Below are 17,350 nucleotides of genomic sequence, written 5' to 3'. Positions count from 1 at the left end.
ATTTATATATTATGGCACTCGAGGATTATAATAAAAAACGGAATTTCAAGCAAACAGCTGAACCAGAAGGAAAAGAAAAAGCGAGTGGAAAGAAATTGAAATTCGTGATTCAGAGACATGCAGCTTCTAGGCTTCACTATGATTTCCGTTTAGAGATGGAAGGTGTTCTGAAAAGCTGGGCGGTTCCGAAAGGTCCGTCACTTAATCCTTCTGACAAGAGATTAGCGATGATGGTGGAAGATCATCCTTATTCTTACAGAACTTTCGAAGGTTCTATTCCGAAAGGTAATTATGGTGCTGGCGAAGTAGAGATTTGGGATGAAGGAACTTATGAGCCGATTGAAAAGGTATCTGGAAAAAGTGATGATTTGGTAATGCGGGCAGAATTACATAAACAATCTTTAAAATTTATTCTCCACGGTAAAAAGCTGAAAGGCGAATTTGCATTGGTTAAAATTAAAAATCCTAAGGATGACAACGCTTGGCTACTGATTAAACATAAAGATAAATACGCTGTGGAAGATGATTATGATGCTGAAGAACACACGCTCAAAACTTCTAAAGTAACTGCTTATCTCGCTGAGAAAGACGGTAAAAAAAAAATAACGCATCCGAAGGAATAAAGTCCTTTAAGAATTATGCACCTGCTCTTTCGGGTGCAAAAAAGCTTTCGGAATTCATTAAGCCGATGCTTTGCAAAGTCTCCGACAAAGCCTTTGATGATAAAGACTGGGCGTTCGAAATCAAATGGGACGGTTATCGTGCTATTGCAGATTTGAGCAAAGACGAAATCCGATTGTACTCCAGAAACGGAATCGATTTTTCTCAGAAATTTAAAAAAGTTACCAATTCGCTCAAGTTGCAGGAACACAATATGGTTCTTGATGGGGAAATTGTTGCTTATGATGACAAAGGAAAGCCTAATTTCCAATGGCTTCAACAAATTGGTGACAATCCAAATCTGGCCTTGACTTTTCAGGTTTTTGATTTGTTATGGCTTAACGGCCATTCAACCGAAAATCTTTCTTATCTGCAAAGAAAAGAATTATTAAAAGACGCTTTGGTGGAAAATGAAATCCTCAAATACAGTGACCATATTTTGGAAAACGGAAAAGAATTTTTCCAAGCCGCAAAAGATTTGGGATTGGAGGGGATTGTTGCAAAAAAAACCGAAAGTCTTTACAAAGAAAACCTAAGAAGTTCGGAATGGCTGAAAATCAAAATCCATAAAAGTGATGAAGCCATTATTTGTGGATTTACCGACCCAAAAGGCTCACGGAAAAAATTTGGCGCTTTGATTTTAGGAAAATATCTCAATGGTGAAATGGTTTTTTGTGGTCATACCGGAGGTGGTTTTAATGAAAAGTCACTTTCTGAAATGTATGACAAGATGCAACCGCTTATCACTTCGAAATCTGTTTTCAAAATCACTCCAAAAACCAATACCAAAGCGACTTGGATAAACCCCGAATTAATTGCCGAAATTAAATTTACAGAACTCACCAAAGACCACGTTTATCGTCATCCCATTTTTCTTAGGCTTCGTGATGATATTGAACCAAAAGATGTTGAATTCAGTTCTGAAAATCAATTAAAAAAAGAAATTATGAAAAAAGCTGAACCTAAAAAAAGAGCAGGAAAAGAGGATTTGATAAAGAAAATTGGAAAACAGGAATTGAAGCTGACGAATCAAAATAAAATCTATTTTCCCGACGATGACGTGACAAAAGGTGATGTGATTGATTATTATCAAAGCATTTCAAAATACATTCTTCCACATTTGAAAAATCGGCCACAATCTATGAACCGCTATCCCAATGGAATCGATGGAATGAGTTTTTTCCAAAAAGATGCTTCTGAAGAAACACCCGATTGGATAGAAACACAAAAAGTTTTCTCAGAAAGTTCAGATAAATATATCAATTACATCATCTGTAATGATAAAGAAACCTTAGCCTATCTCAACAATCTCGGATGTATTGAGTTGAATATCTGGACAAGTAAAATCCAAAAAGCAGACAATCCGGATTACTTGGTTCTTGACCTTGATCCTTCTGAAAAAAATACTTTTGAAGACGTAATAGAAACGGCTCAGGCTGTGAAAGAAGTTTTGGATTTAGCAGAAATTGAAGGTTATCCCAAAACTTCAGGAAGTTCTGGAATCCACATTTATATTCCTATGAATGCCAAATATTCTTATGATCAAGTCAAGGATTTTGGACACCTTCTGATGCAAATGGTTCAGCAGAAATTACCGGATTTGACAACACTGGAAAGAAGTCTACAGAAACGCAATAAGAATAAAATCTATCTCGATTATCTCCAAAACCGTCGTGGGCAAACTTTGGCAAGTGTTTACAGCTTGAGACCAAAAAAAGGAGCAACCGTTTCGATGCCTTTGGAATGGGAAGAAGTAAAAAATGGATTGAAACTCACTGATTTTACTATTTATAATTCTTTGGAAAGATTGAAAGAAAAAGGTGATCTTTTTAAACCCATTTTGGGAAAAGGTGTTGATATGTTGAAAGTGATTAAGAAACTGGATGCTTAATCATCATTTAGATCGTTTTTCACATGTCTTAGCCTTAAAACTATCATTAGAAGAAGTCTGAAATTTATCTGTTTCTTTGACTGATGGATGATCTTAATTTCTTCGAATTTTTTATTCGGAATGAACATAAATTAATAATGCATATTAATTACCCAAATAAAATGCCAGATAGCTTGTTGCTATCTGGCATTTTTGATTTAAAAAAATAAATTGTGACCGCAGAGGTACATTTTCCGAACATTTTTGTTGAAGATTTGGATAAACTCGCTAAACTCTCATCATTGGATATGCAAACAAAATTTCCAGTATAAGTTAAGCTACATTTTGATAAATTTTGTTTTGATTGTTAAACTCTTCAATAGTTTGATAATTCAAGGCACTGTGGCGTCTTTTTTTGTTGTACCATATTTCAATATATTCAAATATTTCCAGCTCCATTTTTTCTTTTGTAATAAGCTTGTTTCCATAAATCAGTTCTGTTTTCAAAGATTTGAAAAAGCTCTCTGCCACAGCGTTATCCCAACAATTTCCTCTCCGGCTCATGCTTCTTGTAACTCCATAAAATTCCAGAGTATTTGCAAATTTTCTGCTTGCATATTGAACGCCTCTGTCGCTATGAAAAATTAGACTTTCCCCTATTTTTCTGTTTTTGACAGCCATTTTCCAGGCAGAAAGACTTGTCTCTTCGGTGCTCATTCCGTTGCTTAAACTCCATCCAATGATTTTCCGATCATACAAATCAATCACTGTTGTCAAGTACAAAAATCCTTCTTTGGTTTGAATGTAGGTAATATCAGAAACCCAAACTTGCGCAGGTTTTTCGGCTATAAAATTCCTGTCCAGCACATTTTCTACCACCAAATAATTGTGTTTAGAGTTTGTAGTCACTTTAAATTTCTTGCTCAGTTTACTTCGCAGTCCAAGCTCTTTCATATATTTAGCCACTGTGACTCGGGATATTTTGTAACCCAAGGAATTTAGCTCAGACGTAATCCTAGGGCTGCCATAGCGCTGTTTTGATGAAAAATATATTGAAGTGATTTGCTGTTTTATTTTTTCCTTCAAAAGCAATTTCTTGCTGCAAGGCCTGTTTTTCCATTTGTAATAACCACTGGAACATAGTTTTAAAACATTGCACATCTTTTCAATCGGGAAAATAGATTCATTATTTTTTATGAATTTATATTTCAGCGACCGCTCTTGGAGAAGATGCCGATTGCTTTTTTTAATATATCTCGTTCTAATTCTGCATCCTTCAACTTTTTTTCCAGCTCATGAATCTTTTCCTGTTCGGGTGTCAGTTTCAGTTTTCCATTCCCTGGAAAACTTCTTTCTCCAAATTCTTCGTACTCCTTACGCCATTTGTAAAGCAGCGTGACTGCGATTCCCAGCTCCCTTGCGAGTTCTGACACATTAGTTCGTTCTTTGCTTAGCTCAACAGCTTTGGTTTTAAAAGCAGGATCGTAGATTTTTCGCTCTCCTTTCATAGGTTAAAATTAAGGTTTTATGCTTAACTTTAACTGGAAGCTAAATTAGTACATCCACATTCATTATCTCATAAAATGTTATTTACGATATATAATTCCATTTCGGATTACTTCATATCAGATTGAAATGCAAAGAACAATTAGAACTACTAGCCGATCAGCTTTCTGATCTTTCAAAATTAATTTTCTTAGTTACTTCAATATTTTTATTAACGAGAATAAATTCATTAAATAATCTGATAACTAAACATTTTAATATTGTTTGTCTATATAATGTTTGTCTATATAATAAGTATCAGCATATAGTGTCTCAAGATTTCCATTTTCATATACTCTAATAATGCGTAAACTAGTTTGAAAATTATGCTTTGTCAAATCATCTTTAATGCAACTAAGATTTAAAGAAAGAGCATTAACAATCAGTGATAAGTTATAAGAAAGTTTTTCTTTGACTGATTTTCTGGTTATCTCTAATTTACTTTTTTTTATGTAAGCTCCGCTCTCAGTTATTGATTGATTAATAATTGGCATTATGTTGTCGTCCCAGGTTTTATCCAAATTGCCCAAACCATTGTATTTACCTAATATTTTCAATAAAAATTCAATTATTATTTCTATTCGTTGCGGATAAGAAATATCTATGTTTAACTTTTCAAAATTCATCTTATTTTAACAAATAACTTTATTTGGCTTTGTGTTGAGGATTTTAGCATCGATGTCTCGACACTTCGGAAAACATTCGATCGAAGCAATCAGCCCCGTTTTAAATCGGTAAGCTTACAAGCTCGGTTTAGCATACTTTTTTACTTGAATTTCGTCTGTTACTAGCGCAACTAAATTTTTAAAAATCGGAAACTGACTAAAATAGTCTTCCATTTCGTCAAACTCTTTGTTTGGATGTACTAATTTAGCTTCCAGTTAAAGTTAAGCATAAAACCTTAATTTTAACCTATGAAAGGAGAGCGAAAAATCTACGATCCTGCTTTTAAAACCAAAGCTGTTGAGCTAAGCAAAGAACGAACTAATGTGTCAGAACTCGCAAGGGAGCTGGGAATCGCAGTCACGCTGCTTTACAAATGGCGTAAGGAGTACGAAGAATTTGGAGAAAGAAGTTTTCCAGGGAATGGAAAACTGAAACTGACACCCGAACAGGAAAAGATTCATGAGCTGGAAAAAAAGTTGAAGGATGCAGAATTAGAACGAGATATATTAAAAAAAGCAATCGGCATCTTCTCCAAGAGCGGTCGCTGAAATATAAATTCATAAAAAATAATGAATCTATTTTCCCGATTGAAAAGATGTGCAATGTTTTAAAACTATGTTCCAGTGGTTATTACAAATGGAAAAACAGGCCTTGCAGCAAGAAATTGCTTTTGAAGGAAAAAATAAAACAGCAAATCACTTCAATATATTTTTCATCAAAACAGCGCTATGGCAGCCCTAGGATTACGTCTGAGCTAAATTCCTTGGGTTACAAAATATCCCGAGTCACAGTGGCTAAATATATGAAAGAGCTTGGACTGCGAAGTAAACTGAGCAAGAAATTTAAAGTGACTACAAACTCTAAACACAATTATTTGGTGGTAGAAAATGTGCTGGACAGGAATTTTATAGCCGAAAAACCTGCGCAAGTTTGGGTTTCTGATATTACCTACATTCAAACCAAAGAAGGATTTTTGTACTTGACAACAGTGATTGATTTGTATGATCGGAAAATCATTGGATGGAGTTTAAGCAACGGAATGAGCACCGAAGAGACAAGTCTTTCTGCCTGGAAAATGGCTGTCAAAAACAGAAAAATAGGGGAAAGTCTAATTTTTCATAGCGACAGAGGCGTTCAATATGCAAGCAGAAAATTTGCAAATACTCTGGAATTTTATGGAGTTACAAGAAGCATGAGCCGGAGAGGAAATTGTTGGGATAACGCTGTGGCAGAGAGCTTTTTCAAATCTTTGAAAACAGAACTGATTTATGGAAACAAGCTTATTACAAAAGAAAAAATGGAGCTGGAAATATTTGAATATATTGAAATATGGTACAACAAAAAAAGACGCCACAGTGCCTTGAATTATCAAACTATTGAAGAGTTTAACAATCAAAACAAAATTTATCAAAATGTAGCTTAACTTATACTGGAAATTTTGTTTGCATATCCAGTGTCTGATGGTTTGAACCATTGTAAAACCTATATATAATAACAAACAGATAACAGAAATAAAGATCAATTGCAATGAAGTATATTCTCCTTCGCTGTGACTTGTCGTGTAATTTGGAAGAATAAGTATAAATACAACAATCACAACAAGTGTAATCATTGCGGTACTCACACCCTGCAGCGTAAAAACCTGTTGTTTATAACGTATTGATCCAACGACAATACAAATACCGATAATCCCTGTAAGAATAATCATCACAGCAGCAAAGACCGTATCTCTCGCAAGACTGATTGTTTCCAAACCTTTTGAACTCAGCATTATCGAAATAATAAGAGAAACTTCTATCACGGTTATCGCAAAAGCCAAAAGTAATGTTCCATAAGGCTCGCCTACCCGATAAGCAATGATTTCCGAATGGTAAACCGCCGCTAATACGGCTCCTATAAGAAAGAATGTAAGGATTAAAGAATATAAATGCCCCGTTAGCGAATAATGCAGCAAATAGGCTATCCAAGCCAATATGGGAACAATTATCGTCCAGCCTAAAAGGTAGATCTTTTTTTTCATATCATTTTAATTATCTGATGATTGAAAACTTTGGTTCGTAAAATCAGATAACATCATAGTCGTTCAAAGTTGTTACAAAATGATAATCAACAAAACTTTTAGAAGTCTTGCATAATTCTAACAATTCTTCATCGCTGTGGTATTCAAAATTAAAATCGTCTGGAACATCCACTGTATATTCCGTTAATATTTCTGTATCCAGAAGATCAATTGCCATCAGATCATTAAGTGAACTAAGCAGACTTTTTTCTTTCAGAAGAGGCATTTTCTGCGTGACAGAGTTTTTAAATTTATATAATATAATTGTTTTCATTTTTTTATTTTTTCTTTCTCAAAGGTAACAAGCTGCATTCTAATAGACGAAAGATATTGCTTTAGATCCTGAACCGTAATATCTTCCTGATTTATAGACATAAACAGAGGCGTTTCATTCAACAGGAAATACAATTCTGGATGTGAAGACTGAATTTTACCCGTCACTTTAAAAATCTTTCTTGTAAGATTCTGTAAATTATCCGGTGGTCTCATATTTTTTTTATTTAAATGGAGCATAACATAGTAGGATATTTTCAAATAAAAAAGGACAGGGCTTTAAAAGCACCTGCCCCTTTTTCTATTAAATCCATCAAAACATATGTACTATTTCTCTGGATTTAATATGCTCATTATGAAAGTTGAGTATTATTAAGAATCTTAATAACCTCTTCACGGCTTTTGCTTAGTTTATTTTCTAATCTTCCCAGCAATTCATTTTCTTTTCCTTTTTCAAGCACTAAATCTGAATCTTTAAGCTGTGAAAATTTTTCTTTTAATTGTTTCGATTGTTCTTTCCAATCTCCTGTAATTTTAAAAGCCTCATTAGCTTTATTGTGACTTGTATTCATAATTCGAATTTATATGTAACAGAATTATTACAAGCCAAAGGTGATATATTTTAATCTTATCCTGTTATACATTTCGAAAGTAGATTTGCATATATCACACTTTTTATAAGTCTTCTAAATTTTTCAGCCGTTTTTGCTTCAGCTGTTTGTAGAAAGAAGGAGAAAGTCCTGTTATTTTTTTAAACTGATTGGAAAGATGCGCAACACTGCTGTAATTGAGTTTATAAGAGATTTCAGTAAGATTGAGTTCATCATACAAAAGGAGCTCTTTTACCCTTTCCACTTTATTGATAATGATAAAGTGCTGCAAAGTCATACCTTTCACTTCAGAAAATGTATTGGCAAGGTAAGTGTAATCGTAGCCAAGCTTTTCACTGATATAATCTGAGAAATTTTCTTTAGGAAGAGATTCGGAATAATGGATCATTTCTGTGACTGCATTTTTTATTTTTTCGATCAGAATGCTTTTTTTATCATCCAATAACTCAAGTCCGGTTTTGAGGAGATTTTCTTTTAACAGCTGTCGCTGTTCATCCGTAATATCATCCAATATTTCTACAAGTCCAAGGTCTACTACGGCATTTCTTATATTCAGTTTTTCAAGCTCCTGATGAACCACCATTTTGCAGCGCAGGCTTACCATATATTTTATATATAACTTCATTATCCTACCGTATTTAGAGTTTGTCAATCTATATGTTGACAGCCACTCTTTCAAAGTTAGTCCTTTAAATTTTAATATCTATGATTTATGTAACAAATTGAAAGACTATTACAAACCTTTCTTTTTTTAATGGATGACCTTTACATACAATAAAAATATTTTAAAATGGCAAAAGAAAAGGATACAAAGAAAAAAACAGATAAAACACCTGCGGCAAAATCACTAAAAGAGAAGCGGGAAGACAAACAAAACAAAAGGAAAGACAAAGAAAATGAAAGTCGCAACGCAACAACCTAAATGGTAGAAATAAAAAAAGAAGGAATTATACTCAGAAAAACCGACTTAAATTTTGAAAACGAAGGAGTTCTGAATCCTGCTGTTATTAAGGAAAATGGCAAAATACATTTATTTTACCGCGCTGTTGCCAAAGGTAATTTTTCAACTGTCGGGCATTGTATATTGTCAGATCCGCTTACGGTAGAAAAACGGTCAGATACGCCAATCATTGTTCCTGAATCTGAATACGAAAAACACGGTGTAGAAGATCCCCGAATTGTAAAAATAGATGATGTATTTTATCTGACCTATACAAGTTATGACGGCATCAATGCCTTAGGAACATTAACGACTTCAAACGATCTTAAATACTTTAAAAACAAAAAAATTATTGTTCCGAAAATTTCTTATAAAGAGTTTAAGCTTTTATCGGAATCAGAGGGTTCAATCCCTGATAAATATAGAAGATACAATGAATTTCAAATCAATCATCCTGACAGTGACCCCATCTTTTTATGGGATAAAAATCTGATTTTCTTCCCCAGAAAAATAAACGATAAATTTTATTTCATTCACAGGATAAGACCTGAAATTCAGATCGTCAGCGTAAAAAATATCGAAGATCTCAATTCTGATTTCTGGCAGGATTACTTTTCACATTTTAAAGACCATATTCTTTTATCTCCGAAATATGATCACGAATCAAGTTATATCGGAGGCGGATGTCCGCCAATAGAAACAGAATACGGCTGGCTAATGATTTATCACGGTGTTTATGATACCATTAACGGTTATGTTTACAACGCCTGTGCAGCTTTATTGGATCTTGAAAACCCGGAAAAAGAAATTTCCCGACTTCCCTATCCGCTTTTCAAACCCGAAGAAGAATGGGAACTGAAGGGTGAAGTCAACAATGTCTGTTTCCCGACAGGAACCATTGTAGAAAATGACAGACTGTATATCTATTATGGAGCTGCAGACGAAAGAATAGCTGTTGCATCACTCAATATTTCAAAACTCTTGAAAGAATTAATGATGTACGCTGTATAAAGATGATTAGGCAGAATATGGTTAAAGAAAAAATTAAAAATGAATAAAAATATTAATTCAGACGTGGAGGATAAAGCAATTAGACAATCTTATAATGACAAAAAGCACAAAACCTATAATAAAACCAACATTGTCTTTGTAAGCACTTTTCCTCCAAAGGTATGCGGAATTGCCACTTATACACAGGATCTTATAAAATCTCTTCATTCGAAATTCGGAGAATCATTCAATGCGATGATTTGCCCGATAGAAACAGAAGAGGAAAATTATGAGTATAATGAATATACCGAGTATAAATTAAATATCTCAGATGCCGTTTCTTATTTGGAATTGGCGGCAAAGATCAATAAAAACGATACAGTTGAGTTGGTGATGCTTCAACACGAATTCGGCTTTTTTAATGAAACCCGAAATGGTTTGTATCTTTTTCTCAAGAACTTAAAAAAAGATGTTATTATCACTTTTCACACTGTTCTGCCAAAACCTGATAAAGAGCTAAAGGAAAAGGTGAAAGAAATCGCCGGTTTTGCAAAATCTCTTGTTGTAATGACTAGTATTTCTGCGGAAATTCTTTCGAATGATTATGAAATTCCTTTCGATAAAATTACGGTAATACCCCACGGAACACACCTTTTGCCATTCACAGACAAAATTGCTCTGAAAGAAAAGTATAATCTTAAAAACAAAAAGGTTCTTTCAACTTTCGGATTATTAAGTTCGGGAAAAAATATTGAAACGACACTGAAAGCCTTACCGGAAATCATTGCTAAAAATCCTGATGTTATTTTTTTAATTCTTGGCAAAACACATCCTGCCATAGTAAGGCACGAAGGCGAAAAATATCGTGATTTTTTAGAAGATCTCACTTGTAAACTTCATCTGGAAAACAACATCCGTTTTATCAATGATTATCTGCCACTCCCGGAATTACTAGAATATCTTCAGCTTACCGATGTTTATCTTTTCACGTCAAAAGACAGAAATCAGGCAGTGAGCGGCACATTTTCCTATGCAATCAGCTGTGGATGCGCCGTTGTTTCCACTCCAATTCCACACGCTTTGGAAGTTTTAAAGGAAGAGACCGGAATTATTATTGATTTTGAAGCTCCGGAGCAGTTATCTGTTGCTGTAAACACATTATTAGAAAATGAAAGCAAACGGGAAAATTTACGTTCAAAATCACTCGAAAAAATGGCTCCAACGGCTTGGGAAAATTCATCTATCTTACACGCTCTGTTATTTCAGAAATTTAAAAATAATAAAACAGAACTCAATTATACTCTACCGGAAATCAATCTTGGGCATATTCAAAATATGACAACCGATTTCGGGATGATTCAGTTTTCAAAGATCAGTAAACCAGATATCAATTCAGGTTACACACTGGATGACAACGCGCGGGCGATGATTGCTATTTGCAGGCATTTTCAAATCAATAAAGACAAAGCAGATCTGCAATTAATTTCAATTTATTTAAACTTTATTAAATTTTGCCAGCAAAAAGACGGAAGTTTTCTGAATTATGTAAATAAACAAAAACAATTCACTAGTCAAAACTATGAAACTAATCTTGAAGACTCCAACGGAAGAGCAATCTGGGCATTAGGCTATTTGATTTCATTAAAAGAAATTTTGCCGCAGGAGTTTTCCGAAACTGCAGAGAAAATCATTCAAAAAAATCTTATCCGGGCAGAAAAAATCCATTCTACAAGAGCAATGGCTTTTATTATTAAAGGATTGCATTATCAAAATTCAGAAAAAAATTTTCCCTTATTAAAAGGATTAGCGAATCGTCTAGTGAAAATGTATCAACACGAAGCAAAAGACGATTGGCATTGGTTTGAGAATTATCTGACTTACGGAAACAGCGTATTACCGGAAGCTTTACTGTACGCGTGGATTTCAACAAAAGATGAGATTTACAAACAAATTGCGGAAGAATCTTTCGGGTTTTTACTATCTAAAATTATGATTGATAATAGTATAAAAGTAATTTCCAATAAAGGTTGGATGCAAAAAAAAAACACAGAAAATGATACTCCAATTGGCGGAGAACAGCCTATCGATGTTGCTTACACGGTTTTGGCATTATCATTATTTTACAAAACTTTTAATGATGAAAAATATTTACAAATGATGCAGAATTCTTTTAACTGGTTTTTGGGAAAAAATCATTTGAATCAGATCGTTTACAACCCTGCAACAGGAGGTTGCTACGACGGAATTGAGGAAAAAAATGTAAATCTCAATCAGGGTGCAGAATCTACCGTCAGTTATCTGATGGCAAGGCTTTGTTTTACTAATTAATTAATTGGGATATTAATTTTTGGTTGACAGAAAAATTTAATTAAAAAAATTTCAAATTCAAAACAATATCGTAATATTGCAATATTAAAATATTAATTATGGGACTTACTAAAACAGAAATATTCACAGCCGAGCAAAATAACCTGGCTTCTCTTTTCAAAGTTTTGGCGCATCCTGCCAGAATTGCAATTCTGCAACACATCATTAATCAGAAAGCTTGTATCTGTAATGATTTGGTAGACGAGTTAGGATTAGCGCAAGCAACCATCTCGCAACATTTGAAAGAATTGAAAAGTATCGGGATTATTCAAGGGACTATTGAAGGAAAATCTGTTTGCTATTGTATTGAAGATAAAAAATGGAAAGAGGTTCAGGGATTGCTTAATCAGTTTTTTGAACAGGATGTAAAAGTTGGGCAATGCTGCTAAAAACTTTTTTTATAGTTTTTATTATCGTCATATTGCAATATAAAATTAAAACAACCTAAATATTAATTATTATGAAGCTATCAAAAATCAAAGAAATCTTACCAACATTGAACAATGTAGAATTTCAGTTAGAGAACGGGAAATTTGTTCCTGAGCATTTTCACGTTACAGAAATAGGAGTTATTACAAAACATTTCATAGACTGTGGTGGTAATACAAGAAGAGAAAAGGTTGTCAATTTTCAATTGTGGAATGCGAACGACTTTGAACATAGATTGAAGCCTACCAAACTTCTTGATATCATATCACTATGCGAAGACAAACTGGGAATCGAAGATTCAGAGATAGAAGTTGAATATCAAAGCACGACCATCGGAAAATATGATTTGGATTTTAACGGAAATAATTTTGTTCTAAAAAATAAACAAACTGCTTGTCTGGCTAATGAGGCTTGCGGAATTCCTGAAGGAAAACAAAATGTCAAACTTTCTGATTTGAATACTTCGTGCTGTACTCCTAATTCGGGCTGTTGCTAAAAAAAGAATGCATAATGGAAATCAGACCTATAACTAAAGACAATTTTTCGGAAGTCATAGAAATCTACAAACAGGGATTAGCAACCAATATAGCTACTTTTCAGAACGATTCTCCACAATGGGAGGAATGGGATAAAACACATCTCGATTTTTGTAGAATCAGCATTTTTAATAACAATAAAATGTTGGGATGGACCGCTTTGACACCGGTTTCAAGCCGATGTGTCTATTCGGGTTTAGCTGAAGTAAGCGTTTATGTTGCAACGGATGCACGAGGTAAAGGAATCGGAAAAACTCTTTTGACAGAATTAATCCAACAAAGCGAAGAAAACGGGATATGGACATTACAGTCCGGTATATTCGCTGAAAATGAAAGCAGTATCAAGCTACACGAGAAATGCGGATTCCGATTAGTAGGTTACCGAGAAAAGATCGGTAAGAAAAATGGGATTTGGAAAGATAACGTCCTTATGGAACGTAGAAGCAAAAATATCGGAATAGATTAATAAGAATAAAGCTTAAATAAAGACTATGTATCCAGAATTAACCAATACTATACAGCAATTGCAACATCAAAGCATTAGTGAGGAGAGAAAAATCACATTGCAGCCATTAATTGATTTTGTACAGCAAAAAATGGATGAAGGAAAAGATATTAACATCAATTTCATTTGTACCCATAATTCACGCAGAAGCCACCTCTCACAAATCTGGGCGCAAGTTGGAGCTGCCTATTTTAATATTCCAAATGTACATTGTTATTCGGGAGGTACGGAAGAAACAGCACTATTTCCGAAAGTGGCTGAGACACTCGTAAATCAAGGCTTTAATATTTTCAAAATTGCGGATGAAAATAACCCTGTATATGTTATCAAGTACAATGATGATTCGTTACCTATAATTGGATTTTCAAAAAGATATGATAGTGCGTTCAATCCTACATCCGGTTTTGCCGCAATTCTGACCTGTTCACAAGCAGACGGTGGTTGTCCTTTCATAGCAGGAGCAGAGAAAAGAATCCCTATCACATTCGAAGATCCTAAAATCTCCGATAACACAGCGCAGCAGCCACTGGTATATGCAGAAAGAAGTTTGCATATTGCTTCTGAAATGTTCTACGTTTTCTCTAAGATAAAAAAATAGTTTTTATGCAACCAAAGCTAAAATTTCTTGACCGCTACCTTACCTTATGGATATTCCTTGCAATTGTAGCAGGTATAGGCTTAGGATATTTCTTTCCTTCAATTTCACAAATTACAAATGCAATGTCCGTAGGAACGACAAATATTCCATTGGCAGTTGGTCTTATTTTGATGATGTACCCACCTTTGGCAAAAGTTGATTATTCATTATTACCCCAAGCTTTCAAAGATAAAAAAGTAATAGGTCTTTCATTATTTCTCAATTGGTTTGTCGGCACGGTGCTGATGTTCGGATTAGCCGTTTTATTTCTAAGAAATGAACCCGATTATATGACAGGCCTGATATTGATAGGCCTGGCGAGATGCATTGCAATGGTTATCGTTTGGAGTGATTTAGCTAAAGCAAACAGAGAATACACTGCTATGCTGGTTGCAATGAACAGTATCTTTCAGGTGGTTTCTTACAGCTTTTTAGTTTGGCTGTTCATCAATGTATTGCCAGGTAAATTAGGACTGGCCAACTTCAACGTAACGGTATCAATGAAAGATGTTACAGAAAGTGTATTGATTTATTTAGGGATTCCATTTTTGGCAGGCTTTCTAAGTCGTTACTATCTTATCAAATCAAAAGGTATAGAATGGTATAATAGAAAATTTGTTCCAAGAATATCACCTGTTACATTGTATGCTTTACTATTTACCATTGTAATAATGTTTAGTCTGAAAGGAGACAAAATATTGGAGCTGCCAATGGATGTGATAAAAGTTGCCGTACCGTTGGTTATCTATTTTTTAATGATGTTTTTTGTCAGCTTCTTTATCAATAAATCTTTAAATATCCCCTATGATAAAAATGCCTCAATCGCATTTACCGCTACAGGGAACAACTTTGAATTAGCGATAGCTGTAGCAATAGCCGTTTTCGGAATCGATTCTCCGCAGGCTTTCGTAGGAGTTATAGGACCATTAGTGGAAGTTCCTGTGCTTATCTTATTGGTAAAGGCGAGTTTGTGGTTGAAGAAAAAGTATTATTAATATATCACTTATGGTCTACTTACATTTACCTTCCTTCTAAAAATGATATAGAAACACCACATCTCCCGTATAAGCTGGTTTTGCCTGGTTTTTGATAACCAGTTTAGCGCCCACCACTACTTTTATGGTTCCTTTAAGATTGTTTACCGTTTTAATAGTTGCCTCAAGACTTACTTCATCATTAGCTTTTACCGGTTGGCCAAATCTAAAAATTTCTATTCCGTAATTGATTTCCATACTGATGTTTCTGACCTCAGCAATCTGCTTCCAGAGATAAGGAATCAACGAAAGTGTTAAATAGCCATGGGCAATGGTAGAATGATAGGGACTTTCTTCTGCTGCTTTCTTTTCATCGGTATGAATCCACTGATGATCCAAAGTGGCATCTGCAAAAAGGTTAATTTGGTTCTGATCGATCCTATGCCAAGATGATGCTCCGACCATAGTTCCCTCCAGCAATTTATATTCGTCAAAATTGTTGATAATAATCATTTTATATAAAAATAATAGATTAAAGTATTGTACTATTAAATCATTTAAAAACCTCTCGCAAAATTGCAAGAGGTTGGATGAACGTGAAAAAAACGGATGTAGTTATATCCCTATTTCATTCAAACAAATATTAAAAACAGTCTAATCTACTAAAGATGAGAAAAAAAGCTTTAACTTTTGTAAGCATGAAGTCGTTTCACCTTATGCTAATTTCACATTGACAGCATTTAAACCTCTGTCGCCTTGTTGAATATTAAAATTCACTTTATCATTTTCACGGATAGATCCTGTAACCAACCCTGAAGAATGTACAAATACGTCCTTACTCCCATCTGCAGGAGAAATAAATCCGAAGCCTTTTGCTTCATTGAAAAACTTTACTGTGCCTTGTTGCATTGTAATTATTATTAAAATTGTATGTATAATCTGTAAACTTTACAGCTTTATTTTTAAAATGTACCGACAGGCATCGTAAAACCTATCAGACTCTGGATATTTTTTAAATCCATGTGTTCATCTGCGGTACAGAATGATATTAAAGAACCGTCACTTCCTAACCTTCGTATCCTTTCAATCCTTTGTATATACATTTGAGGAATAGCCGGAAGATCGAAGTTGATGATATGAAATATCTTATCCAGATCGATTCCCTTTGCTGCAATATCTGTAGTGACTAAAGCCTGAATTTTTCCGCTTTTGAAATCATCCACTACATTATTCCTCACAGCATTTGATCTGTTCCCATGAATCCATCCAATATTGACACCGGCATTTTCCAGCTGCTGTACCAACTCATCGGCTATGTATTTGCTGCGCGTAAAAACCATAAATCCTTTTATATTGCTTTTTCTGAGAAAATCAATCAAAAACTCTGACTTATCTCTTTTTTCAATAAAATATACATACTGCGAGATATTTTTTATTGATGCCGACCTAGCGTTTATCGCAATCTCTACTGGATTTCTGAGAAAAGAAGAAACAGATTTTTTTAGATAATCTGAAGTTTCTGTACAAAAGATTAAAGCTTGTATATGATTAGGAATTAGTTTCTGAATATTTTTTATTCTGTTGATTGATGTTTTCTCAATCATTTTATCTGCATCATATAAAACCAGAATTTCTAATTTTAAAAAATTGATAGGTCTTTTTTTCGCAATCTCTAAAAGTCCTTCGGGAGTTGCAATTAATATATCTATTCTCTTTCTGAAGGCAGCAAGCTGACTTTCAACTGACTTTTCATCATTAATTCTAAATGTTAAAAGAGAAAGATATTTACTGCACTGTTTAATCTTTTCTTCGGTCTGAGCTCCGATTTCGTCTGTAGGAACAATGATCAGTACCCGGATATTAGTGTGCTCAGTAGGGTTTCTTCCCAACAATTGTAATATCGGCACCGTAAAAGCTAATTTTTTTCCACTTCCTTTGGGTGCAGAAGCCAGAACATCTTTTCTTTTTAAAACACTTGGAATTATAGCATTCTGTATCTCAGTAGGTTGGGAATATCCCGACTCTGTAATCGCTCGGATTATGGGGTTAATTAATTGTAGATTCCTGAAACTAATCATAAATTTTTGCAGTTTCCGATCTTTTTTCCGGCAGGTGCATTTTTAATGAATTATTTGTATTGGTAAGAATTAATACTAATTCCATATGCTTTTCATTACTTTAAACTTTTTCCGTATTGAAAGCTAAAAAATAAAAGCCTTCCTTACAGAAATCAGTTGACAATCGGGAATCTGAAAAAGCAAAACTGAATGATAAAAATCTGATTTAAA

General features: G+C 34.1%; 20 protein-coding genes and 1 pseudogene. 11 read left to right on the top strand and 10 right to left on the bottom strand.

The genetic code is table 11. The features are described 5' to 3' along the window. Nucleotides 1–11 precede the first annotated feature (11 nt). Both KI430_RS02855 and ligD read left to right on the top strand, forming a co-directional pair. Nucleotides 12–623 (top strand): DNA polymerase ligase N-terminal domain-containing protein, encoded by a 612-nt coding sequence (locus tag KI430_RS02855; RefSeq protein WP_248876770.1) that lies wholly within the window; start codon nt 12–14, stop codon nt 621–623. A gap of 65 nt (nt 624–688) precedes the next feature. Beyond that, entirely contained in the window at nt 689–2,551 is a 1,863-nt protein-coding gene (ligD, locus tag KI430_RS02850) for a DNA ligase D (RefSeq protein ID WP_248876769.1), read from the top strand. A gap of 312 nt (nt 2,552–2,863) precedes the next feature. On the opposite strand, the gene KI430_RS02845 is transcribed toward ligD, so the two are convergent. Then, a protein-coding gene (locus KI430_RS02845; protein ID WP_248874265.1) for an IS3 family transposase occupies nt 2,864–4,038 on the bottom strand; the annotation gives its coding sequence in 2 pieces (ribosomal slippage) (nt 2,864–3,780 and nt 3,780–4,038; 1,176 coding nt in all). 252 nt (nt 4,039–4,290) lie between these two features. Then, nucleotides 4,291–4,701 carry a hypothetical protein gene (locus KI430_RS02840; protein WP_248876768.1) on the bottom strand — a complete coding sequence of 137 codons (411 nt, stop codon included), beginning with the start codon at nt 4,699–4,701 and terminating at the stop codon, nt 4,291–4,293. Between the two features lie 288 nt (nt 4,702–4,989). Here KI430_RS02840 and KI430_RS02835 point away from each other — a divergent pair. Further along, nucleotides 4,990–6,164, top strand: a protein-coding gene (locus tag KI430_RS02835) for an IS3 family transposase (protein ID WP_248874265.1) whose coding sequence is annotated in 2 segments (ribosomal slippage) — nt 4,990–5,248 and nt 5,248–6,164 — 1,176 coding nt in all. Because the reading frame shifts where the segments join, the coding sequence is not laid out codon by codon here. Between the two features lie 99 nt (nt 6,165–6,263). Here KI430_RS02835 and KI430_RS02830 read toward each other — a convergent pair. The 5 genes and pseudogenes from KI430_RS02830 to KI430_RS02810 form a co-directional block, all read right to left on the bottom strand. Next, a pseudogene (locus KI430_RS02830) lies at nt 6,264–6,761 on the bottom strand (ionic transporter y4hA); the annotation flags it as partial. A 43-nt stretch (nt 6,762–6,804) separates the two neighbouring features. Then, on the bottom strand, nt 6,805–7,074 hold the full coding sequence (locus KI430_RS02825) for a heme oxygenase (protein ID WP_248876767.1): 270 nt from the start codon (nt 7,072–7,074) through the stop codon (nt 6,805–6,807). Next, the gene (locus tag KI430_RS02820) at nt 7,071–7,289 is read right to left on the bottom strand and encodes a hypothetical protein (RefSeq protein ID WP_089859432.1); all 219 of its coding nucleotides are present in this window, start codon (nt 7,287–7,289) and stop codon (nt 7,071–7,073) included. The genes KI430_RS02825 and KI430_RS02820 overlap by 4 nt, the downstream gene beginning before the upstream one ends. A 137-nt stretch (nt 7,290–7,426) precedes the next feature. Then, complete coding sequence (locus tag KI430_RS02815; protein WP_105700755.1) at nt 7,427–7,645, bottom strand: hypothetical protein; 219 nt, start codon at nt 7,643–7,645, stop codon at nt 7,427–7,429. 103 nt (nt 7,646–7,748) lie between these two features. After that, nucleotides 7,749–8,309, bottom strand: coding sequence for a helix-turn-helix domain-containing protein (locus KI430_RS02810; protein WP_248876766.1), 561 nt, complete (start codon nt 8,307–8,309; stop codon nt 7,749–7,751). Between the two features lie 165 nt (nt 8,310–8,474). On the opposite strand from KI430_RS02810, the gene KI430_RS18015 reads away from it, so the two are divergent. From KI430_RS18015 to arsB, 8 genes are all read left to right on the top strand, one after another. After that, a complete protein-coding gene (locus KI430_RS18015; protein WP_262494428.1) occupies nt 8,475–8,606 on the top strand; it encodes a hypothetical protein in 132 nt (43 codons plus the stop codon). Next, nucleotides 8,607–9,635 carry a pesticidal protein Cry7Aa gene (locus KI430_RS02805; protein WP_248876765.1) on the top strand — a complete coding sequence of 343 codons (1,029 nt, stop codon included), beginning with the start codon at nt 8,607–8,609 and terminating at the stop codon, nt 9,633–9,635. A gap of 39 nt (nt 9,636–9,674) precedes the next feature. After that, nucleotides 9,675–11,942, top strand: a complete 2,268-nt coding sequence (locus KI430_RS02800) for a glycosyltransferase (RefSeq protein ID WP_248876764.1) — start codon at nt 9,675–9,677, stop codon at nt 11,940–11,942. Between the two features lie 98 nt (nt 11,943–12,040). Then, a complete protein-coding gene (locus tag KI430_RS02795) occupies nt 12,041–12,370 on the top strand; it encodes an ArsR/SmtB family transcription factor (protein WP_248876763.1) in 330 nt (109 codons plus the stop codon). Nucleotides 12,371–12,441: 71 nt separating this feature from the next. Next, the gene (locus KI430_RS02790) at nt 12,442–12,906 is read left to right on the top strand and encodes a DUF6428 family protein (RefSeq protein WP_248876762.1); all 465 of its coding nucleotides are present in this window, start codon (nt 12,442–12,444) and stop codon (nt 12,904–12,906) included. Nucleotides 12,907–12,920: 14 nt separating this feature from the next. Beyond that, complete coding sequence (locus tag KI430_RS02785) at nt 12,921–13,412, top strand: GNAT family N-acetyltransferase (RefSeq protein WP_248876761.1); 492 nt, start codon at nt 12,921–12,923, stop codon at nt 13,410–13,412. Between the two features lie 25 nt (nt 13,413–13,437). Beyond that, nucleotides 13,438–14,049 (top strand): protein-tyrosine-phosphatase, encoded by a 612-nt coding sequence (locus KI430_RS02780; protein ID WP_248876760.1) that lies wholly within the window; start codon nt 13,438–13,440, stop codon nt 14,047–14,049. A gap of 5 nt (nt 14,050–14,054) precedes the next feature. Next, nucleotides 14,055–15,083, top strand: coding sequence for an ACR3 family arsenite efflux transporter (arsB, locus tag KI430_RS02775; protein WP_248876759.1), 1,029 nt, complete (start codon nt 14,055–14,057; stop codon nt 15,081–15,083). A 36-nt stretch (nt 15,084–15,119) separates the two neighbouring features. Here arsB and KI430_RS02770 read toward each other — a convergent pair whose 3' ends face one another. The 3 genes from KI430_RS02770 to KI430_RS02760 form a co-directional block, all read right to left on the bottom strand. Then, nucleotides 15,120–15,575 (bottom strand): MaoC family dehydratase, encoded by a 456-nt coding sequence (locus tag KI430_RS02770; RefSeq protein ID WP_248876758.1) that lies wholly within the window; start codon nt 15,573–15,575, stop codon nt 15,120–15,122. A 201-nt stretch (nt 15,576–15,776) separates the two neighbouring features. Continuing rightward, nucleotides 15,777–15,971: a cold-shock protein gene (locus KI430_RS02765; RefSeq protein ID WP_248876757.1), complete on the bottom strand. Its 195-nt coding sequence runs from the start codon at nt 15,969–15,971 to the stop codon at nt 15,777–15,779. 53 nt (nt 15,972–16,024) lie between these two features. Further along, nucleotides 16,025–17,140 carry a DEAD/DEAH box helicase gene (locus KI430_RS02760; RefSeq protein ID WP_248876756.1) on the bottom strand — a complete coding sequence of 372 codons (1,116 nt, stop codon included), beginning with the start codon at nt 17,138–17,140 and terminating at the stop codon, nt 16,025–16,027. Nucleotides 17,141–17,350 lie beyond the last annotated feature (210 nt).

The sequence above is a fragment of the Epilithonimonas zeae genome (assembly GCF_023278365.1).
Taxonomy (GTDB): Bacteria; Bacteroidota; Bacteroidia; order Flavobacteriales; family Weeksellaceae; genus Epilithonimonas; species Epilithonimonas zeae_A.
The sequence above is the reverse complement of the archived record's forward strand: the minus strand, read 5'-3'. Positions and strand labels throughout refer to the sequence as shown.